This is a genomic window from Ruminococcus sp. AM43-6, assembly GCF_003461785.1.
Taxonomy (GTDB): Bacteria; Bacillota; Clostridia; order Oscillospirales; family Ruminococcaceae; genus Hominimerdicola; species Hominimerdicola aceti.
In genome coordinates this window covers 1-21,665 of record NZ_QTXU01000034.1, presented here as the reverse complement: position 1 = coordinate 21,665, position 21,665 = coordinate 1, and the positions used below count along the sequence as shown (strand labels likewise).

General features: G+C 40.9%; 23 protein-coding genes. 3 read left to right on the top strand and 20 right to left on the bottom strand.

Translation table 11 applies throughout. The features are described 5' to 3' along the window. Nucleotides 1-735 precede the first annotated feature (735 nt). From DW938_RS12940 to DW938_RS12885, 12 genes are all read right to left on the bottom strand, one after another. Entirely contained in the window at nucleotides 736-1,233 is a 498-nt protein-coding gene (locus DW938_RS12940) for a hypothetical protein (protein WP_118125300.1), read from the bottom strand. Nucleotides 1,234-1,253: 20 nt separating this feature from the next. Further along, nucleotides 1,254-1,943: a metallophosphoesterase gene (locus tag DW938_RS12935; protein ID WP_118125298.1), complete on the bottom strand. Its 690-nt coding sequence runs from the start codon at nucleotides 1,941-1,943 to the stop codon at nucleotides 1,254-1,256. Between the two features lie 32 nt (nucleotides 1,944-1,975). Continuing rightward, nucleotides 1,976-2,596 carry a hypothetical protein gene (locus DW938_RS12930; RefSeq protein WP_118125296.1) on the bottom strand — a complete coding sequence of 207 codons (621 nt, stop codon included), beginning with the start codon at nucleotides 2,594-2,596 and terminating at the stop codon, nucleotides 1,976-1,978. A gap of 25 nt (nucleotides 2,597-2,621) precedes the next feature. Beyond that, complete coding sequence (locus DW938_RS12925) at nucleotides 2,622-3,605, bottom strand: DUF6557 family protein (protein ID WP_147342173.1); 984 nt, start codon at nucleotides 3,603-3,605, stop codon at nucleotides 2,622-2,624. A gap of 13 nt (nucleotides 3,606-3,618) precedes the next feature. Next, the gene (locus DW938_RS12920) at nucleotides 3,619-3,873 is read right to left on the bottom strand and encodes a hypothetical protein (protein WP_118125292.1); all 255 of its coding nucleotides are present in this window, start codon (nucleotides 3,871-3,873) and stop codon (nucleotides 3,619-3,621) included. 32 nt (nucleotides 3,874-3,905) lie between these two features. Then, nucleotides 3,906-4,241, bottom strand: coding sequence for a hypothetical protein (locus DW938_RS12915; protein ID WP_118125291.1), 336 nt, complete (start codon nucleotides 4,239-4,241; stop codon nucleotides 3,906-3,908). Between the two features lie 204 nt (nucleotides 4,242-4,445). Beyond that, nucleotides 4,446-4,688 (bottom strand): hypothetical protein, encoded by a 243-nt coding sequence (locus tag DW938_RS12910; protein WP_147340424.1) that lies wholly within the window; start codon nucleotides 4,686-4,688, stop codon nucleotides 4,446-4,448. After that, nucleotides 4,654-4,878: a hypothetical protein gene (locus DW938_RS12905; protein WP_118125289.1), complete on the bottom strand. Its 225-nt coding sequence runs from the start codon at nucleotides 4,876-4,878 to the stop codon at nucleotides 4,654-4,656. The genes DW938_RS12910 and DW938_RS12905 overlap by 35 nt, the downstream gene beginning before the upstream one ends. 56 nt (nucleotides 4,879-4,934) lie before the next feature. Continuing rightward, nucleotides 4,935-6,041, bottom strand: coding sequence for a hypothetical protein (locus DW938_RS12900; RefSeq protein ID WP_118125287.1), 1,107 nt, complete (start codon nucleotides 6,039-6,041; stop codon nucleotides 4,935-4,937). A gap of 130 nt (nucleotides 6,042-6,171) precedes the next feature. Then, a complete protein-coding gene (locus tag DW938_RS12895) occupies nucleotides 6,172-6,867 on the bottom strand; it encodes a hypothetical protein (RefSeq protein ID WP_118125285.1) in 696 nt (231 codons plus the stop codon). 329 nt (nucleotides 6,868-7,196) lie between these two features. Next, entirely contained in the window at nucleotides 7,197-8,540 is a 1,344-nt protein-coding gene (locus tag DW938_RS12890; protein WP_118125283.1) for a hypothetical protein, read from the bottom strand. A 147-nt stretch (nucleotides 8,541-8,687) separates the two neighbouring features. Continuing rightward, nucleotides 8,688-10,865, bottom strand: coding sequence for a transglutaminase domain-containing protein (locus tag DW938_RS12885; RefSeq protein WP_118125281.1), 2,178 nt, complete (start codon nucleotides 10,863-10,865; stop codon nucleotides 8,688-8,690). Nucleotides 10,866-11,453: 588 nt separating this feature from the next. On the opposite strand from DW938_RS12885, the gene DW938_RS12880 reads away from it, so the two are divergent. After that, nucleotides 11,454-13,373 (top strand): cellulase family glycosylhydrolase, encoded by a 1,920-nt coding sequence (locus DW938_RS12880; protein WP_118125279.1) that lies wholly within the window; start codon nucleotides 11,454-11,456, stop codon nucleotides 13,371-13,373. A 54-nt stretch (nucleotides 13,374-13,427) separates the two neighbouring features. Further along, nucleotides 13,428-13,697 carry a hypothetical protein gene (locus DW938_RS12875; RefSeq protein WP_118125277.1) on the top strand — a complete coding sequence of 90 codons (270 nt, stop codon included), beginning with the start codon at nucleotides 13,428-13,430 and terminating at the stop codon, nucleotides 13,695-13,697. Here the strand turns inward: DW938_RS12875 and DW938_RS12870 are convergent. Next, the gene (locus DW938_RS12870) at nucleotides 13,694-15,022 is read right to left on the bottom strand and encodes an NYN domain-containing protein (protein ID WP_118125275.1); all 1,329 of its coding nucleotides are present in this window, start codon (nucleotides 15,020-15,022) and stop codon (nucleotides 13,694-13,696) included. The two genes, DW938_RS12875 and DW938_RS12870, sit on opposite strands and share 4 nt — an antisense overlap. Before the next feature lie 31 nt (nucleotides 15,023-15,053). After that, nucleotides 15,054-15,182: a hypothetical protein gene (locus DW938_RS15315; RefSeq protein ID WP_278278301.1), complete on the bottom strand. Its 129-nt coding sequence runs from the start codon at nucleotides 15,180-15,182 to the stop codon at nucleotides 15,054-15,056. A gap of 185 nt (nucleotides 15,183-15,367) precedes the next feature. Between DW938_RS15315 and DW938_RS12865 the strand changes: the two genes are divergently transcribed. After that, nucleotides 15,368-15,622: a DUF3795 domain-containing protein gene (locus DW938_RS12865; protein WP_118125273.1), complete on the top strand. Its 255-nt coding sequence runs from the start codon at nucleotides 15,368-15,370 to the stop codon at nucleotides 15,620-15,622. A 267-nt stretch (nucleotides 15,623-15,889) separates the two neighbouring features. Here DW938_RS12865 and DW938_RS12860 read toward each other — a convergent pair whose 3' ends face one another. From DW938_RS12860 to DW938_RS12835, 6 genes are all read right to left on the bottom strand, one after another. Then, the gene (locus DW938_RS12860; protein WP_118125271.1) at nucleotides 15,890-16,315 is read right to left on the bottom strand and encodes a hypothetical protein; all 426 of its coding nucleotides are present in this window, start codon (nucleotides 16,313-16,315) and stop codon (nucleotides 15,890-15,892) included. Nucleotides 16,316-16,330: 15 nt separating this feature from the next. Beyond that, nucleotides 16,331-17,812, bottom strand: coding sequence for a DNA methylase (locus DW938_RS12855; RefSeq protein WP_118125269.1), 1,482 nt, complete (start codon nucleotides 17,810-17,812; stop codon nucleotides 16,331-16,333). 190 nt (nucleotides 17,813-18,002) lie between these two features. Next, nucleotides 18,003-18,689, bottom strand: a complete 687-nt coding sequence (locus DW938_RS12850; protein ID WP_117865389.1) for a metallophosphoesterase — start codon at nucleotides 18,687-18,689, stop codon at nucleotides 18,003-18,005. After that, a complete protein-coding gene (locus DW938_RS12845) occupies nucleotides 18,667-19,731 on the bottom strand; it encodes a hypothetical protein (protein WP_118125267.1) in 1,065 nt (354 codons plus the stop codon). The genes DW938_RS12850 and DW938_RS12845 overlap by 23 nt, the downstream gene beginning before the upstream one ends. A gap of 11 nt (nucleotides 19,732-19,742) precedes the next feature. Continuing rightward, nucleotides 19,743-21,026 carry a WYL domain-containing protein gene (locus DW938_RS12840; protein WP_118125265.1) on the bottom strand — a complete coding sequence of 428 codons (1,284 nt, stop codon included), beginning with the start codon at nucleotides 21,024-21,026 and terminating at the stop codon, nucleotides 19,743-19,745. Between the two features lie 70 nt (nucleotides 21,027-21,096). After that, the gene (locus tag DW938_RS12835) at nucleotides 21,097-21,567 is read right to left on the bottom strand and encodes a hypothetical protein (protein ID WP_207660711.1); all 471 of its coding nucleotides are present in this window, start codon (nucleotides 21,565-21,567) and stop codon (nucleotides 21,097-21,099) included. Nucleotides 21,568-21,665: the final 98 nt, after the last annotated feature.

Here is a 21,665-nt window from a genome sequence, read left to right as displayed (position 1 = left end):
TGGTTTTCGCCTATCGAATTTCTTAATAATAGTGTCCAATATGATTGACAAACCTACATGTGGAATTTTGGCTATTTCAACTTTGCTTGTGATAAATTAAAATCTTTGCTTAAGAAAAGACTTAACGAGAAAAGAACAAGAATAGGGGAAAGTATAGACATCACTGTCATGCCCAATATTTCCATGCTTTAACTTTATACCAAAACTTATATCTTCGTATTTATCGGAGAATATAAGTATTTTCATTGATTTCATTTTGAGATTTCACTTCAATGGGAACAAGATTATTAACAGTGCGCAAGAAAAAGTCTTGTTCCAATTAGCAATTATCTTTTCCGTCATTTCATCAAGTGAACTGAACGGTCTGTGATCAAAACCTATTATGTTCTTGTGTCCGATATGCAGGTCTGACGTATAAAATTTTTTTGGTGCTAAAATATTCGATGATTCTGACAAAACATCCACCTGCTTTGGGTCATTATACTGCTCCATTTTCTTCGTGTTCAGCGGAATAAGTATTTATACACTTTCTGAACGTCCCCCAGGTCAATTTCCAAATCACTGGTATATGTACGACATCATCCTTAAATGTAACACTGCCGGGCAAGACCACATAGTCCACCGCCGGGTATCTGTCGTCCGATAATGCGGCCGACACTGTGCATTTCCTAACAGGTTCACTTTCACACGTTATCTCTACTATACAATTAATGTCAAAGCAATCTAAAAATTCTTCTAATCGCATTGCATTTTTCCTTCTTTCTTTTCTGCCGTAAGGGTTTTTATTGCGTCTATTATTTCTCCAGTCCTCGTGTACCAATTTACAAGCTCATTCTTTTCTATAAGATCTCGTATGATCGGCTTGACCACAGGATAATAATCGTTTCGTATGCATATGTGATTGCCAAAGCCCTCATATAAGTGCGTATAATTTTCCGGTGGCTTTGTGTGCTTGAAGTTCCTTTCGTCCTTACTGAGGTAGAACACGAACTCAGTTCTGCATGATTCATCTGATTCAGGACCATTCCAATAGCAATCATCTAACGCAGGAAAATACTCCTTGACCTTTGAATATGGCATTTCTTCAGAAAAGAAAAGCGAGAACTCCTCACCTTCGGCTGTGATAAATTCCATAAGATTGCCGACCCCCATAGCACCAGGCTCGGCAAGAGTAAAGAACGCTATGTCTTTAAACATTTCCTTTGTATATTCTTGATTTTTTACGTTTGCCAATTTCATATCCACCTTTCATATCACTCTTCATAACCATATGGTTCTAATGGTATTTGCCAGTTTTCCGTTACTTGATAATATTCATCTTTGTCAGTATCGACCAGCAGTATGGGGAGTATGCCGTTTGTCAGCACATCGCCGTCAATATAAATGTGGCTATCTCCATCGTAATATATATCGTGAAAATCGCTGTCGTCTGCGATCTCAGAGGTGTATATATGCCCTGCCACGACTTTCTTATCAAGCCCAGCTATCTTGCCAAGCTGATGTGGATATTTTTGCAAAAATTCATATTCGCTTGTTTCCCACTTCCACTCATCGGCTGCTTCTTCGTTGATACCTGCGTGGACAAATATCGTATTGCCCTCAACATAATACTTCGGCAAATTTTCCATCCAGCGGATATATTTAGTATCGCAATGGTCTTGATCACTTAAATAGCCTACATACACATTGTCGATACTAGAAAAGCCCTCCAGCACAAAATCTTCGTGATTTCCCATTAGTGTGATAACTTTATCTGTTCCGTATTTCGCCTGTAGATTCATTATCTTATCAAACACCTGTCGACTTTCATCGCCGCCGTGGATATAGTCGCCAAGCAAGACAAGCTTTGTATCCGGCTCTTCAAGATGTTCCAAAATGATATCCAGCGCATAAAGAAAAGGTATAAAACAGCCGTGTATATCGCTTATTGCATATATTTTCAATAAATATGACCTCCTATATTATAATTTTCTCATCAAAGTCCCAGATCGCTGATATCAAGCAGCGTTCTTTTCTGGCGGTGATCGTTTTTTATGGTCTCAAAACAGTATACCAAAAGCTCTTTACTATCTTCATCTGCAAGATATTCTTTGTACTTTTCTCTGATGTCGGCAAGAGAGAATTTTATACATATAGGCTTCTCGTTCTCGTTACATTTTTCAACCAGCAGATAGCCTTTTATCTTGCAGGCGTCGGAAAAGCGTTGTGCGTCAAATATGCGCATTTTATCACGGACTTCACAGGCAAGCAAGTTGAGCAGATATTCGTCAGAAACAGTTTTCGCTGCCGCATAGTCACATCTGCCAAGCGTTCCTGTGCCGTTTCTAAAAAGCCCCAAAGCCTTATGAACGTTCGGTTCGATCTTTTTGCGGATATCCTCAGCTGTTAAATTTGATGAGTCACGCTCGCTTAAATGCTCTCTGTAAAGCTTGTGGAAAAGCTCAGCATTGGGGTCTTTCATAAATCTTTGCACGGCGTTATCGACTTCTTCCCTGCCCTCTTCATCATAGAACATATAGCGCATATCTAGTTTATCTGCCACATCTTCTGCTAAGATCAGCATTTTCTCAATATCTGTTTCAGTAATAAATTTCACTTGCCATTGCACCTCATTGTATTGCCTAAAGACTGCAAAAACTGATATCTTGCGCATAATTCGGCGCTGTGGTATAGGCTATTATGTCTTTGCCAAACCTTTCCTTGTTCCAATAAACGCCGAGCCATTCTTTACTTCCATTGTTTTCTCTGAATACCAGATAATGTTCATCTGCTTCGTGAATGCGCACTCCTGCATATACCATCATTTCGCTTCTCACGGCTCTTGCAAATATTTTCAAAAGATACTCATCGCAAACGCTTTGTGCGGCGGCATATACAGCAGGAACACCGTGGTGAAAGATCAGTCTGCCATCTCTAAATAGTCTGACAGCGATATCGTTTATCTGCTCAGTCGCTTCGAGTATCTCTGCGCAGGAATATTCTTCAACCTCGGTGATCATAACGTCTCTTCGACAAAGAGATACAAGCAGCGGAACATTATGAAGATATCTGGAAGTGTGATATATCATCAGATCTCTGACGATCGTCTGGGCTAGGTCATACATCTTGTCGATATCTTTTTCCGTGATATAGTTTATCTCTTTACAAACGTTTTCAAGGTAAGCACGTGAATAGAAAATATCCTCATCATTAAAAGCTTTGATAGTATTCTGTATCTGTTTCTCAGAAAAACCAAAATACGTCATCTCATATAAAACCAACGCTGTGAATTTAACATCACCATACTTTGCAATGCTTGCTTCATCGACGGTATAACCTAAGACCTCATCCCAAGGAACCGCCTCTATGCTGTAAGTTTCGTTATTCGATCTATCGAGCAGATAAACATTATAAAAATTTTCGCCCTCTTCCTGTGCTTCTTTAAGCTCCTCAATATATAAAACTTCATTGTCCGATTTGTTGGGAGTTATCTGAGGCAAAGCCTTTATAGTCTCTCTTATCCTCTGATTGGCAGAGCATTTTTCAGAGCTTTTGATCATCGCTAAAAATTCGCTGACAACCTTAAATTCATCGCAGCTTTGGAGCACTTGATAAAAGTACATCATATCTCCCCCATTATCAGTCTGAATCATTCATGTCAATAACATAATCATTTATCGAAAGCCACGCCACTATATTTTCTTTCCCCATATAGAAACACCCCTGTTTGAAATACCCTGGCTCATCATCTGGGTTGTAGGCATGCGAATGCCAAGTTGCTACGTCTAACCCGCCATTCTTATATAGCACGACACAGCCTGTCATATCCTCTGGTTTTTTCTCCTTTAAATTTATAAACTCCGACAATGGAATATTCAACTTCTTCTTTGACATTAAAATAACCTCTCCTCTTATAATCACATATCCTACAACTCATTCATATAGTTTTGTGTGTATTTACCCCAACAGCTTAGCATTTCATCATCTGAAAACTTCCCATCATATAGATAGTCCTTCAATTTTCTTTCCGCCTTTACAATCTCATCTAGGTTCGTTATATTCTTTGGGTCGCTCTTTATTACTTCAAATATTCTTTTCAAAGCGTGTGTGTAGCCCTTTTGACCATAGGCTTCTCTACCTTCTTCCCTTATCTTTGGTTGTAAATTATGTGTAACTATATGTGAGACAGTTTCATCTATCCAGGACATCTGGTGATTAAAAGACATTCCAAAAAAGCTATCCTGAACACGACCGCTTTCCATGCTGCCCACTCCTCGTCTTTCATACGCATCTTCTCTATATTTATAGTATAACACGCTTTTACCGTTACGTCTAGAACGTTATTTATCACATATCAAACTATTTATAATCCAGCAAACGGCACTTATAGTACCATAATAATGATCACGGTATAATCAAAACGAGCGTACACCAAATCGGTATACGCTCGTTTTGTCAAAAAGCTATTACTCTGAAATATATTTTTCAGCCTTTTCCTTGAACCTCTCGTGAATTTCTTGATTTCTTTCTTCGACAACTTCGTCAATAAGCTGTGAAAATGTATTATTGATATTTACCTTGAGAAGTTCCTGCGTCTTTGTTGACAGAAAATAATCAAAGCATATCTCGGAAATGCATTTGAAAATATGTTCGTATTTTTCTTCAGGCTTCATACTATCCCAGCCTTTTTCCGCACACTGCGAAATCATAGCTCATATCGTCCCTGTCAGGAGAACTGTAGCCAAGCTCCTCCGGAACATCAGGCACGCCCTGCTGTGCTTCGCTTTCAAAAGCGGGTGGAACAAACTCTGCTTTGGGCTTTGTCTGCGGTCTGCAAAGTGCATATATCATAACAAGCAGCGTCACCGCAAAGCAAACCGCCAGCACAGATACTATCAATTTGCCGTCATCTTTTTTGCTTATTCATCATGAGACCCCTGAATCGTCAAAACTTATTATCTTCTCTGCGATTTTTCCGCAACTATCCAGTTTTCACCGCTCTGAGTTATAGTAAACTTCTCGCTGTCAACAAAGTCGGTCGGGTCAAAATTATATGTGCCTGCAAGAACGTGAGGCAGATATTTGCTGTTTGGATTTTTGTAGATCGTACTTGAAATATTTGTAGTACCGCTGATATTTACTGTACCTGTATTATTGATAACTACGCTTTTATTCGCATCTTCATTTGTAAGAGTGCAGTCAGTTATATTTGCAGTACCCCTCGAAACATAAACAGGAGTATATTTTGTGGATATCTTACAGCCTATAAGATTTGTTGTGCCGCCCTGCACCATTATCGGACCTTCATCGCCGTTAAGAGTGCCGTTTTTGATAGTACAATCTGCGCCATTGTTCATTATCTGTCCTGTGATAGTGTGACCGTTAAGGTCGAGTTCGATAACAGTGTTCTTTTTGCAGTTTATGCGGCTTTTCAGTGTGATATCGTCATCAAGCTTTATCTTTCCGCCTGCTGCCACTGCGCTAACAAGGTCGTTATATGATGAAACTGTTTTTACATCTGTATCTGCATTTTCCGAAGCTTCTGCAATATTTACCGCTACGTTTCCTACTTTTGTAAGAGCGGTAACATCTGATGAAAGCTCGCCGCTTAGGGTAAGAGCCGTGCTTACTGTAAGACTTTCATCATTAACAGCCTTGCCCTCGGCTGTGGGTATGGTAAATTCGTCATTTGTGAATGTGCCTTTTACAACGCTGTATTCATCAAGAGGCTGGTATGTAAGATCAACGTCGATTGCCGCATTGGAATGGTTTGTAACGCTTATATCATTGCCCTTTGCTGACCATTCGCACTTGGTATCAATGTCATATTCGTGGGTTTTAGCGTTCCAAGTCTTTGTTCCGTTCACGCTGTATGTGAACTCCATTTCGCCCCACACAACGTCGGCACTGATAGTTTTTGAAGTCTTGATATCCTCAACATACTTTGCATTTACGCCGATATCCTTTTTGATGTCAGCGTCATCAGCCGCCGCTGCAAACGCCGCCGTGCTGAGTGTTGCCACAAGTGCAAATGCCATTGTGATAGAAATTGTCTTTTTCATAAGTGAGTTCTCCTTTTTTATAATTGATTTTTTTTACTTACATATTTGGTGTTTCGCCGTATCCGTCCCACCTGCCGTCAAGTCCAATATATCGTCCGTCAATAGTGGTGTTCTTTGCTATTGAACCGTCTCAGTCAAAATAGTACCAATCATCATTCACTTTGACCCAATCTGAGTGCAATTTTCCGTCATCACCAGAATAACGCCCATCATTTCCACCGTCATTGAACCAACCTCTGACAAGCTTGCCGTCTTCATCGGCATAATACCATTCAGTTCCGCCGTCCTTAAACCAACCTGTGACCAATTTGCCGTTCTTATCATAATAGTACCAATCGCCGGTTTCCTCATCCTTATACCAGCCTGTTATCGTACTGTCGCCTGCATCTCCCGAATCATCAGTGGTAACATTCACTGTAACCGTGCCGACCGTCATGCTTTCAAAATGCGCTGTCGGTTTACCCGACAAAGTAAGTTTGCTGTTTCGGCTTTCTGAAATAGGCACTATTAGCTTACTGCTTGAAAAATAGCCTTTTATCTCGTCCATGCCCTCTGCTTGTTTGTATGAAAAATCCGCCATAACACCCACATTCCCTGTGTTTGTCAAAGTAAAATTTCCGCCGCTGTCAGACCAACCGCCACCTTTATATGAGTGGGTCTCAGGATCCCACTGCCCGTCTGTATAGGTAAACTCCAAAGAGTCCCAAGTGATGTCGATGCTCACCTGCACTTTTGAGTCAGAATTATCCGCAGATGCAGAAACAGGCACTAACAACGCCGTGGCAATTCCCATAGCTGCAAAAAAAGCTTTTACCTTTTTATCCATATTTCACCTCTCTTCATCTGACATTATGACAGTCGCCATAGTGTCCACCATTGCTCACTCAACTGTTTCAGTATCATAGCTCATCGTCTACACAAGCACTTTCGCTGAATTTTCTATTATTCTCATTTTCATTGTTTAACAAGCATCTCTAATTAACAGCATGAATATTTATAATAATTATCTATGATTCTTAACAAAAAGTCAATAATATTTGCACAAACGGCAAAAAAGTTGCACAAGCGGTAGGTAATTTGGTGTATGGAAAGCAAAGCCTCCCACAGAAACAATTTCCATGGGAGGCTTATTATTATATCAAATATTTAATTATCTCACTCATCGTCCTCTCCCACAGCCGAAAGCTTTTTATATCGGCGGTGTTCGATTATCTGCTGTTTGTGCTGTTCAAAATACTCGTCATATCTGTTTCTGCCAAACTTTGCTATCAGCTTATGATTATAATTCATAAGCTTAGCCGTAAATTCATCACTATCAGCGTAATACAAATTAAGAAAATCATTATGATCATATCTTTGACCCTTTCGGTCAAAATCAAGCAAGTCAAGAAGCATTGCGGCATTAAAATCTATTTTCAGATCCTTATGGCTAAGGTTTTCTGCCTTTTCATCACCCACCATATAAACATGATACAATTCCGTTTCAGCAATAAATCTGTATTCATAGCCACCCTCTTTGTTCTTTAATGAAGCGGTGATAATTGCTGTTTTACTCTTGATATCATTATTGAAAAGACCCTTTATACGGCTGAGCAAACGATATGTTTCATAAAACTTCTTCTCTTTTATATCTCCACGAAGAATGTTTTCCTCAGAATCCTCCTTGCTGAAAGACTTATTTCCAGCTTCGCTTTCAAACAATGCCTTTGCCGCAACAGCGTTCCAATAATTTTTCACATATACGCCCTGACCATTATCCTGATCCTGCTCTACTCTGAAATATCCGCCCTCAGGATAAATAGAAAAGGTCGTTTTGTCAAGCTTTTGCGAGAGGCTGTGCCTTTTTACATCGGCGGCAGCACCACGGACGCTGACGATAATAACATTTCCAACTATTCTTATAATGCCTATGGCAAGATTGGCGGCTATCACAAAAGGCAGAATAAAGCCCCATGTAACAGCAAAGGTCGCACGCAGGGCAATAAGGATTATCCACAAAGGTCCCCATATGGTCATACCTAGATCGACCTCGTATTCCTCACGGGTCATCTCATCTTCAAGGAGGACAACTTTTGAAAAGTTATTATACACAGAACCAAACACATTGAAGCCCTTTCGCCCTATCCTAAACGGAAAGCCTGCCGCAAATATCCAGCAAAGTACGCCTGAGATAAGTGCAGTGAGCCAATAGTATTCAAAATATTTTGCCTGCTTGAAGCTTATCTGCTTGTTCAGGACTTTATTCACAGGCTTTTGCAGTGGAGTTACTTTACTAAAGATATTTTTCAGGCTGTTATCAATATCAGTATACGAAGCCTTTTCCCCGTCTTTGACAACGCCAAAGGCACTTCCCACAGTGACGGTCTGCTTTGAGTTTTCAGCTATGTACTTATCATATCTGTCATCGTTTCCTGCTATCTTAGGTATAGCAAAGGTCACAATGACAAGTGCGATCACAAGTATCACAAACTGCATCAGGGCTGTAACAATATTTTTCATTTTCCATATGTTCCTTTCAAACATGATCTTCTAAATACATTATAATATATTGGAAGGGATTTGGCAAGAAGTATCATAAGAATTTTTCGCCATCATAAAACAAACAAAATGCTCTGCGGAATCACACTCTCCGCAGAGCATTTTGTTTTAGTATAGCTTTCCGTTTTTCTTGTAACCACCGTCAGCCTCAGAATATTTAAGGCACATAAACTGCCACTTGTAATTCCATTGTGGACTGTCATAAACCTTTTCTCCGACTTCCAGCAGATAAGTCACTCCGTCTATCTTTATCTCGCCCCAGAAGTGCTGTCCTCCGCCCTTGCGGTTGCCCATAACAAGGTTTGCGTCATAGCCGAGATAAACCATCATTTCCACCAGTGCGCCATTGTAATCAGAACATTGACCTTCTTTGTAAACAAAGATATTCTTGCTATGCGAGCCTGTTGGTATCCTGCCATATTTCAAATTCTTTCTTATCCAGTCCGCAGTATATTCGATCTTCTTTGCCGCCGACCAATCTTTCTTGAAATGCTTTGAGGCAAAGTTTTTAAGTATCTTCTTCTCCTCTGCTGTAAGAGTGTGCGTCGAGGTCTTTGTTTTCTTGCCCTGAACGTTGTAGATCTTATAAGTGCTGTGGCTCTTCTTTGTTGCCGCATTAAGTCTTGAAACAGTGTTTATCTTGCATTGGATACCCGTCCAGCTACTGTAAACCACCTTTCCGTTTATGGTCTTATAAGCCCTCATTTTGAAGTGATAATTCTTTGAACCTGAAAGGTCTGATTTTGTATAAGAGGTTGTGCTGTTCTTTGTTATCTTCTTGAGCTGAACATAATCATTATAGCAATCCTTTGGCATACTATAATAATCGTTATGTGGGATAGTCCACTCATCGCCCTTGCACCAGTATATCTGATATCCATCAGCCTTTGTGTTCTTCTTCCAGCTTATCGTGACTTTCTTATTATAAGCCTTTACCGTCATTTTTGGTGTGGATAACTTCGTGTTGCCTTTTACTGTTATATAAGGGCCGGTCTTAGAGTTGTATTCAAGCTTTACGGCATAAGTATAACTCGTTGCCTCTGAAAGCTTCTTGTCAGTATAGCTTGTGGAACTCGTGACCGTCAGACGCTTGTAGATCTTTTTCTTTGGATCATAGCGATAAACCCTGTATTTGCAATTGCCGATCTTGTTCCAGCTAAGCTTTACAGAAGTGGTAGAGTCAGCGACAGCCTTAAATCCCTTTGGCTTTCCAAGGATGATCTTGAATGTTGTCGAAACAGGGTACCTGCTTTCGTAGTTTCCGCCAAGAGTAACAACAGCGGTCGCAGTGCCTATATTTGTGTTATTGTAATATGTTACAGTATAGTCGGAACTCTTGATCATATTTCCGTCCGCCTTGACAAAAAGGCTCGGTCTGACAGCTTTGCCGGTATAATCCACATCAGCTATCTTTAGTATCTCGACCTCAGAAACAGCTTTCGGGCTGATAGTGAAAGGCACTGTCACATATCCTGTATAGCCGTTCATTCCTGCTATGGTCATATAGCCTGTTCCGGCATTCACATTGTTTGTGTATGATACATTATAATCAATGCCACGTCTTAGCACCGCACCACTAACTGTAACAACAGGTGCAGGAGTCTGAGCGCAGCCTGTGTAGGTGCAGCTAGTATCCACAGAAATATTCTCGCTGGATATTTCAGCCTCTACAACGCTATACTCAAAGGAATCGGTTCCATTAAAGTTGCCGATACCTTTAATATAAGCATAATGCCAGCCAAGCTCGCCACAGTCGTCCTCATATTCGATCTCATAGTCTACGCCCTCAGCAAGCACAATATCATTGTATGTAACAATAGGTTTTGGCTGAACAGGTTTACCGGCACAGTAGCTCTGCTCATACTCGCAGTCAATATCCGCACGGTAAATATCAGTTGGCACAATATTGAAATTCTTTGTAAAGCTTCCTGTGTAATTACCTATACCAGTGAAAGTAGCCGTTGCAGTACCTACGTTTATGTTGTTCTCATAAGTAACAACATAGTCCTCGTCCTCAGTGAGCCGGTAATAGTTGTTGGTATCCATAAGTGAATAGCCATAAAGCGTCTTTTCCGTGCCGTCATACGTCTGATCGCCTTCATACCAACTGCTATACATATCCTCAGTCAACTGAATGGCTTCATCGTTCTCCGACGTATAAAGACCGACTTCCTCTCCGCCAGCGGGAATTTGCTCCTCTGCCTCAGCTCCAAAGCATACCACTGCACTTTGCAGTGCAAGACACACTGCCACTGCCGTCGTAAGCGTCCGCTTAAATAACTTCATATTATTTTTTCCTTTCCGCTATAATTTTCCTACATATTACTAATTTTATCACAAAGATGTGACAATGTCAAGAAAAAATACAACAAATAGAAAGCCTCATGACATTCAGTTAGATCGTGAAGTGGAGGATGTAAAATACGGTGATACCACACAAGAATAAGGAGGTCTGATTATGATCTCTGAATTTGTACGAGAACAAAAAAAGATATATTCTGACGGCTTGATAGAATCAATATAAAGGAAATTTTATATCGGTATATATGCTCAACGCAGCGTATATACCGATTTTTGTTTCAAAAAGTTTCTTAATTTTCCGAAATTTAAAAGCAGAATTTTGTGTATATACAACATATTATACTGCATATGTGATAAAAATTAGTCATATTGTTCAATTAATCTACGAAAAATTGTGCTAAAATACGAAAATTATTTGTGTAAACGTTTTACTTAAATATTTAAGTTGACTTATTTTACTTTTAATAATATAATGTTTTACGTTGACAGAGTTAAGGCAGCAACGCACGAGGATAATACGGTGCTGCCTTAGAATACCGGTATAAAAAAATAATTGTATAAGAGGAGCTTTTTATGGTACAGAACAAAACTTTTTCTGCAAAGGCATTACAGACTTTTGTTGCTGTAATGTTTGCCGTAATAACCTGCTTCGGTTTTATGACAACACCGACCGCAGAGGCGGCATCAGGATTTTATGTAAGCGGTACTAGTATCTATGACGCTAGCGGAAACAAGTTCGTTATGCGTGGCGTGAACATTGCTCATGCATGGTACACAGAGAAGACTGAAACTTCTATCAAGGGCGCTGCAAACAACGGCGCAAATACCGTAAGAGTCGTACTTGCAAACGGCTCAAAGTACACAAAAACAAGCGCACAGGAAGTAAAGAACATCATCAGCTGGTGCAAGTCAAACAAGCTGATATGCATTCTTGAAGTACATGACGCAACAGGCAGCGACAGCACTTATGATCTTAACAAGTGCGTTGACTACTGGAAGGAAATGAAGAACGTTCTCAGCGGTACTGAGAAATATGTTATCGTAAACATTGCAAACGAGTGGTGCGGCACATGGAACGGAAGCGCATGGGCTGACGGCTACAAGTCCGCTATCCAATCTGTAAGAAACGCAGGCATTACAAATATGCTTATGGTAGACTGCGCAGGCTGGGGACAGTATCCTGACAGCATCAAGGATTACGGTAAGTCTGTTTTCAACGCAGACTCACAGAAGAACACCGTATTCTCCATTCATATGTATGAATACGCAGGCGGAAACGCGTCAACTGTAAGAAACAACATTGATAACGCACTCAACATCGGTGTGCCTGTTGTTATCGGCGAGTTCGGCGGTCAGCACACAAACGGCGACGTTGATGAGGCTACTATCATGAGCTACTGCACAAGCAAGGGCGTAGGCTATCTTGGCTGGTCATGGAAGGGCAACAACTCTGACATGAGCTACCTCGACATTGCAAACTCATGGGACGGCTCAAGCCTTTCTTCATGGGGAAATACACTTATCAACGGCTCAAACGGAATTAAGGCAACTTCTAAGACCTGCTCAGTTTACAGCGGTTCAGGAAGCTCTTCCGGCGGTTCTTCTTCAGGAACTTCACCAGATTCTAACGGCGGAGTTCTCGGACTTGACGGAACATATTACATCAAGAACGCACTCAGCGGCAAGTATCTTGACGTATACAAGGCAAAGGCTGACAATGGCACAAACGTTCAGCAGTACAAAGGTACAGGCGGAAACAATCAGAAATTCAAGCTTGTAAGCGACGGAAACGGCTATTACACTATTTACACAGGTGCATCAAATTACAAAAGCTGTCTTGATGTATACAACTGGAGCAGGGACAATGGTGCTAACATCAACCAGTGGCAGTATCACGGCGGTGACTGTCAGAAATTCCAGCTTGTAAAGATCGGCGACACTTATGCTATCAAGACAAAGATCTCAGACTGCTACTCATGCCTTGACGTTTACGAACAGAACACAGCTGACGGAGCAAACATTAACCAGTGGAGCTACTGGGGCGGAAAGTGCCAGCTTTGGTATCTTGAATCAACATCAGGTTCTTCCTCATCTTCATCTTCTTCAAGCAGCTCAGGCAGCAATTACAAATCGATCTTCTGGGGTTCTTCAACTGCTTCAGCATGGGGTCAGGCTGCTTCAGCAATGACTTCAAAGAATGGCGGAAGCTTCAACGCATATGACATTCAGTCAAACGGCTACTTCTACGTTGAATACTCAGGAACACAGAATCAGGTAGAATTTGTTCTTCAGAGCTGGTCAGGCGGAGCAGAGTGGGCAAAGGTTTCACCAAGCGAAACAGGCACAGCAAACGGACACTACTACGCAAAGTATTCTTACAACAACTGCAAGTCAGCATTCGGCACTTCCGATTTCGGCGGAAAGCTGGATCAGATCCATGCAGGTGCAGCAAACGGCACAGTAACGATCTACTCTGTATGCTACTGCTGGTGATCTAAGATTTTTTTCAGACTTCATACTGTTTAACAGCGGTATGAAGTCTTTTTTATGCAAAAAAGTTTTAACTGTACCTTTGATTTTCTTCCTTCAAAAAACAAAAAATCAGAGCCTACTGTTATTTATGAGTTGCCTGTACGGATTGTTCGCTTTAAAATATCAGATGACAGCTATGAAGTAATTGCTACAAATTTATCTGAAGATCTTTTTTCTTCTGATGACCTTAAATACACCGTGGGGCTTAGATATTTTCACGCAATTTTATTTCTTGATTTTATTAGCTTAATGATATTGATAGAAAGCCATGCGAGTTTTTCTTAGATTGTTTGGATCTCTATCACGAATTTTCCTTCGGAGTTCACCTTCAGACGCAATGTCTTGACATATCTATTGCAAAAGTTCTCCATTTCTTTCATGGTAGCGGTCACTTTTGTGGCTTCATATATCTTGTGAGTAAGCTCCAGAGGGTTCTCTCCAATGAGTGAAGGCAAATGCTTTTCAAGCTCTGCAAAGAGTACGGCACGTTTCAGTTCCTCCGTGCCTGCGGTGCAGAAATCATCAATGGCACAATAATAGATGCCATGCTGTGCGAGGGCGTTCTTGATCGCCGTTCCACACTTCTCGTATTCGTACATAACGAGAAACTTTGCTTTCGGCAGGCTCTCGATAAGTCCCCAAAAGTCCGAATCACTTGACACAATAATAAAAGATGTTATCCCGTCACGGTAGAAGTCCGTGACTACGCTTGCGGTCATTCGCACATCGACCAGTGACTTTCTGTCTGTCACTCGGTCGATCTCTATATGTTCAACGGGTATCTGCGTGAATTTAGAGAGCCAATCCCAGCCTGCGGTAGTGTTCGGATCGTCATAGAGCGTGATCTTCTCGATCTTAGCAAGCTCCTCCTGATTCAAGCCTTTCAGAACACTATAAAGCTTGTATGGATCAGAGTTCTCACAATCGACAGCTATAGCTGTTTTCTCGGTGCTGTCAATAAAATTATAGATATTGTTTCGTGTTTCATCATCTGCGTCCCGATATTTCGTATAATCGGTGAAGCTGTCATTATGCTGACCGTAGATGATCTTCAAAAACTTACGGTCGGAATAGATGATGCTCCCGACTTCGGCAGGTTGCCAGTGAATATACATCTGAAATGGGTAATGCTCGATATTCGCCATATATTTATTGAACTCGGCTTTCATTACACCGTTCTTATTATATTTCGGGACAAAGAACAGATCTCGGATATACTCCCAATTCAGCCAATCGTAAAACAGATGAGAACATTTGTCGATATTTTCATTAATGAGCCTTGTGAGATCCTGCATATACTTTTCTGAACGGCAATTCGCTTGGATAATGGTAAATCCCCATTTTTCAAGCTGTTTGATATTATCCTTATCGTACCATTCAATGTTATGCAAATTTTTGAGCTGATACCGCATAAGATCATCGGTCTTTTTGAATTTCTGCATCAGTACTGTTCGCAGCTTACATAAATATCTTATCGTAGTGGCGTCCTTATCGGCTTGGAGCTTCTCGATAAGCTCGGCACACTCACCGTAACTCACGGTCAGAGCTGACATTCGGACGCCTATCATATAGGCTATAGTAGTAACTACCTCTTTTGTATCAACGGTCAAGTAAAACCCTCCTATTCATTTAATATGATCATCAATTGCCGTCATTATCCTGTTGAGCCGATTTTATCATGGTCTTGCTGACAGAGATTTCTGTGCTCTCCACCCGTTTGATTTTCTTGTATAATACACAGTTTACTAATTCTTCGTTTTCGTTATCCATTGCGATTCACCTCCGCTCTGCCCTATATCCTGATTATAGCACAACTGGCGGTATATTGCAATGAAAAAAGGCGTGAAAAAAAGTGCAGAGATTGACTTTTTCGGGGCTGTTTGGTATAATGAGTATAAGTGAGATGTAATACGGTTTTCTCGCTTAAATCGGAATTTGTGGGAGGTGAGATTGATATGTCAAATTATAGCAGTTGCGGTATCGATTGTGATTCTTGTAAATTTAAAACAGAGCAAAATTGTACGGGATGCTACGTGCATAAGGGACAGCCATTTTGGGGCACTTGTGAGATTTATGCATGTGCTGCAAGCCAAGTTCTACCTCATTGTGGAAAGTGTTGTGATTTCCCTTGTGAAAAACTGATAGAGGCACACAAGGGAGAAAATCCAGATGGAAATGGCATTGAAATTGATAATCTAAGAAAGCTTTAAATTCTGATTTAGCTTAGTAACTGAATATACCCAAACACGGATAGACCGTCCTCATCAGACGGCTATCCGTTTCTTATTCCGCATACCCACGAAAAGAACGCAAAAACATTACGTCAAATATCTGAAGTCAAGAAAAAAAATAAAAGCCTATCAAACAACGTAGATACGCTATTCGATGGGCTTTTTGCGTGGCGGAACTTCTGAATTTTGGGTCATAGCATATATGGCGTAACAACGTCAGAAAAAAATCAGCAAATAAGGTTTATTCTACTGTATTTCCCCTCTCTCCTTCACAAACTCCACCAAACACATATCCTCCACAGCTATCCTGGTCTTGTCCATAAAAACAAGCTCATTAGTATAGCTGTCATAAATTCTCACTATGCCTGTCTTGGTCTGATAACTGCCACCACTTTTTCTCTTATCGGGAACAAAATATGTCACCCTTATCTCAGGGCGTTCGTCAAGCATATCAAGCAGGCGGTTGAGATCGTCATTGAGCCTGTTTACCTCGTCCTCGGTCAGCTCCTCCCTGATTTCGGTGTATCTTGCGGTTTCATCAACAGCGGCGTCATAGCCTGTCAGAGCTGCAAAAGGGCTGAACTGCGCCGCCCTGTCTGATATAGACATTTGCGGATGATCGTCATAGTGCGGACGTGAAAACTGCTTTATATCATAATAATTGTCATACATTGTAAGCCCCACCTTTCATGCCTTGTGACCGCCTATACTGTGGTTGCGCTCTCTTGCCGTAGCTCCCTCGGTATAGTTCGTGCCTTTTAAAATGGCATTTTTCCCATATTTGTGCTTTATCAAGAGCATTGCTTCCTGCAATGCCCTTTCTTTTTCTTCTGCGTTGTTATCAGCATTTGCCGCTTCCGCCATATCAAACAAGCTTATCTGCTCATAGCTCTCAGCTTCGGGGATATCCTCTTCTCTTATGACATTACAGGCGGTCAGATTAAGCCGTCTTGCAAGCAAAGTCTTGTCGATAATTCTGTCAAAAAGAGCCATGGTTGCGTCTATTATTTTTTTGGTCGAGGAAGTGTGCCTGCCTAGATTTTGAGTGCCATGGGCGTGCTTTGGTATCTTCCTGCCATAGTGGTCGCAAACCACCTCGCCCGTATAGTGACCGTCCGCCAAGCTTTCTTTATCATACCCCACAGTGAGAACGATCTGATTTGTTACAACGCCCTTATCCACAAGATCAAGGGACAGCATATCAGCCATTTCCCACAGAATAAGCCTTGTGCGCTCATAATTACACGGCTCTTGCAAGACCTGCCCAGAGGAAATGCTGTTGTTCGAGGGGCGGTATGACTTCACGTCAGGTATGGCGGTAGGCTCGATACCCCATGCGTGGTCGATAAGAAGCTCGGTATTTTTGCCGAAAACCTTGTAAAGCTTCCCTATAAGATAATGGTCCAGCGACCAGCGTGAGATATCCCCCATGGTGTAAATACCAAGCTTTTCAAGACGGCTTGCTGTACCTGCGCCCACACGCCAAAAGTCCGTGATAGGGGTATGCCCCCACAGCGTTTCTTTGTAAAGCTGTTCGTTCAGCTCTGCGATACGGACGCCGTTTTTATCCGCAGGGATATGCTTTGCCACAATATCCATAGCCACCTTGCACAGATACATATTCGTTCCAACGCCTGCTGTGGCGGTTATACCTGTAGTTTTCAGCACGTCCAAAATGAGCATTTGTGCAAAGCCACGTCCGTCAACGTTATAAAGCCCGAGATAGCCCGTTGCGTCAATAAAGACCTCGTCGATAGAATAGGCGAAAATATCCTCTGGTGACACATATTTCAGATAAATACCGTATATTTTTGCACTCACAGCTAAATATTTCGCCATTTGCGGAGTTGCCACGATATAATCAAGCTCGCAGGCAGGGTCAGATAGCTCCGAATAGATATAGCTTTTCTTTGCAAACTGTCTTTTAGGAGCTTTCTGCAATCGCTCCTTATTGACCTGCTCCACACGCTGAATGACCTCAAAAAGCCTTGCCCTGCCTGAAATACCAAAGCTTTTCAGTGACGGTGACACTGCAAGACATATAGTTTTCTCCGTTCGGCTCTCATCAGCCACCACAAGGTTTGTATTCAATGGGTCAAGCTGCCTTTCCACGCACTCCACCGAAGCATAAAAAGATTTCAGGTCTATTGCAACATAGGTCTTTTCCATAGCATCACCGCCTTTTTCCTTTATGTATAATAGTATACCACGAAACTTTCTGTTTTACAATAGAAAATCGAACAAAAGTTCTGAATTTTTAATTAACTCTTTTCATGGCAGTTGACAAAGTAAAAAACGTCCCCGAGGAAAACTTGGGGACGTTAGTGTTATATTCGATTTTAAGACGGCATACAATAGTCTACCAAGCTTCACTGTCATAAGGCTCAATAGGGATATTGTAATTTTCTGTTACCTTATAATACTTATCAGTGTCAGTGTCTACCATAAGAACATTTATATCTCCTGTGCTGAGCACATCTCCGTCAATGTAGTAGTGACTCGCTCCGTCATAGTAGATATCGTTAAATCTGCGGTCGCCTGAAATCGTGTTGGTATGGACATGCCCTGCCACCACCTTTTTGTCAAGTCCGTGTATCTTGCCAAGCCGGTGAGGGTACTGCTCTGTAAAAATATAATCCTCGGTGCAGTATTCCCAAGCATTGCCCGAATCCTCGTCAATGCCTGCGTGGACAAAGATAGTGTTGCCCTCAACATGATATCTCGGCAGACGTTCAAACCAATATCTATACGAGTCATCAGAGTCATCATATTCGCCGCTGCCTAGCATTTCATTGACCGAAGAAAAACCGCTCATCACCATTTCCTCGTGATTGCCAAGAAGCGCCACCACCTTCCTATGACCATATATATTCTGCAAGCCCATTATCTTTTTAAGCACAGCTATATTGTCCTCGCCGCCGTGGATATAATCTCCCAGAAAGATAAGCTTTGTGTCAGGCTCGTCAAGGTGGTCAATGACAAGCTCCAAAGCGTCGCAAAGTGCTGAATAACAGCCGTGGATATCACTCATGCAGTATATTTTCATGCTTTTCTCCTTTTGTATCATTAGTTTGGTCGTATTTAGCTATCAGTTTTTCCATTTTCTTTGTTCTCTTTTCAACCATATCCCTAACTCGTTCGAGCATTTCTTTTAGCTGTTTTTCATCTTTAATTCCCTTGAGCGTGTTTGTTTTATACCCTGGATATTCTGTTTCAAAGGCTTTTCCCGTAAGAATATTTATAGGCATATACTCTTTTTTACCATTTTTTACTGTAGCCTTTACAAAATTGTTGAACATAAAGAAGTCGACATAATCTTCAAAGCTATCAAAAAAGCCAAACCATTTATCAGCATATTGATTTTTATATCGGTTGAAAAGAAGATCTCTACTATATGGAAGCAAGCTTTCCAATTTTCTAAATTCATATATGTGTTTTATTTCTAACAAAGTAAGGTCAACTCTATCCTCAATATAGCTTCCATTACCTCTTCCCATATTATAATCTTTATACCAACTCTCAGGCCAAAGGAAAGAACCACCAATGGTTCTTGTTGTATAAACATAATTTGCAAGAAATTCAGCTATTGCGTCTGGGTCTTTGTCTGATTTATTTTTCTGCATTTCGAGATATCGGCTCAATGGATAATTCTGTTTGAAATATGTACATGGAACTGCGCTGAAACCCAATTGATCCGAGTGTAATGTGAAATGGTGTTCTTCACCTTTTTTGTCTTTATAATACACAGTTATCATGCCGTAGGGAGCTTCATTTGCTTCAAATGACAAAATTTTATTATTTTTCCGACTTATTCTTGATGCATTAAGAAAATCTGACAGGGCTCTATAAAACTTTTCATTTTCCTTACCGTCAGGGTCATTATAGATTTTGCATTCACTCTTACACACATCATATACTATATCGCCAGATTTGTTGAGCTTTGTTAACAGCTCACGGCATGCGTCCTCCGCTTCATCTTTGCTTTTATAAAATTCATATTCATTTTCCAACAGATATATCAGATACTTCTTATAGTCGCCATTCAAACTAGTAAGTCCATACGATTTTATCTTCTTGTTAGTTTCCATAACTTTTCCTCCTAAATATTCACATTATACTTTTTACTGAGTTCTTCAACTCGCTCTTTTATGCTCTTGACCACATTTTCAGGTCCTAGCACCTCCACCTTGTCTGAATATTGCAAAGCCCAATTTACTATGCCGTATGGGCTTGTCCTTACTTCAACTATCTCAAAATCCGTCTGATTTTTAGGGAGCTTGTGCTCCTTTTTATACGCCTCTGTTGTTATCTTATAATCCTCGCCAAAGCTGTCATGGATAAAAGTAAGATTGTTCGTTCCTGTTTTATATGGATTTCTCACTTTCAAGGTAACAGTTGAAGGGGTGTCATAGCTCATTCCAAGGTGATTGTTCTTAAAACGCTCGTAACTGCTCCCTTGAACGGCATTATTGACCTTGTCTGCACCTGTTGCCGCCGCAAAGCTTTTGCCTATCTTTCTTATTTTGATATCAGACATAAGGTCGATACGATATATACAAAGCTTCTTTTTGTCCTCTGTATATCTCGGCTTGTCGCTTTCAAAACAGCCGAGCATATAAAATCTGCCCTTATCGGCAACGATAAAATGCGGGCTTACAAAAGTGTCCTTGCGTTTTGTCAAAACAGGTTTGAGTATATATTGGCTGGCTTTCAGGTCATATTCTGTGGTATAATAATTGAACTTAAAGGCTATCTGCTGCCTGTTGCTGATTGCCTGCTGGATAGTATTCAGATTCTCTCTTAGCCCCTGAGAATCTGTATTTTCGGTGTTGTATATGGGACAGGTATACTCCTTATAATGGCTTGAAGCAAGCTCGGTTTTTATACGCTCAACTAGGTCTGGCTTTTTATCCTCGTCTATCGCCTTTGACATTTTCACGGCATTTATAAGATCTGTGACCTCGCTTTTGGAAAATGGGTGATTGTAGTATATACCTCTCACAGAGTTTATTTTCTCTGCAAGAGTCAGTTCGTCATCATCGTCATCAAAATACTCGTCGCTTTCATATTCCTTGATAAGTGCGTCTATGGAGTCAAACATCAGCCTGCATTCACGTCTTTCATTCAATGTTACGCCGTCGGCGGAATCGAGGGCTATCGCCATGTTCACCATTTTGTTGTGAAATGTGCTTTTGGTACCAAGATATTCGCTTATTTCCTCCACCTTGCGCATTTGCGTCTGACTTGTGGGATTGTCCACATCTGTATTATTTTTCAGATACCCCAGAATCGCAAACAACGACTCTATGATATCCTTATTGCTCTTTCTATGCCCCTCTTTCAGGTTTTCAAGCTTATCTTTTATATTTTCCTTTTCTGCCATAGTTCGCCCTCCTATAACAATTATCTCTATAATTATATTGTATCACAGGGAATATATTCCTGTCAATCAGCTATGCCACACGAATTATAGTATTTGAAATTATCTTGAAAAAAATATCTCCTTTCTCGCTTGTTTCAGGAGTTATACTGTTATAAACAAAGGCTGAAACACAGCCGTCTATACCGTCGCCTTTCGTATCAAGGCACTCACGCTCGGCTTTCCAATCGTTTTTGTACGGACTAACATAAAGCACTGCATTGCCACCTATGATAGCATATGGATAACACTTATCCTCACGATACTTCTGAAACTCATCAAACGCCGCCAGAGCCTCTGCTTCCGCTTTTGTGAGCTTCTTTCTGTTTATTCTTCCACTCCCCATTCTGTCTGTCATGAATTTCATGCGCTTTTTGCTTTCTTCCACAAGCTCTTTTTTAGTTGCAAGGACTAGCTTATCATCGCATGAGTACTGCTCCTCGCCCTGCCATATCATAGCCTTTTTGTCATATGTAAAATCTATTGGCAGGACAAAGAACACCAAATTTTTACCTCTGTATGCAAATCTGTCTATCTCAGCTATATATAGTGGTTCAGTTGTCAAGACAAAAATCTAAGCTTTTTATAATGAACTGATATATG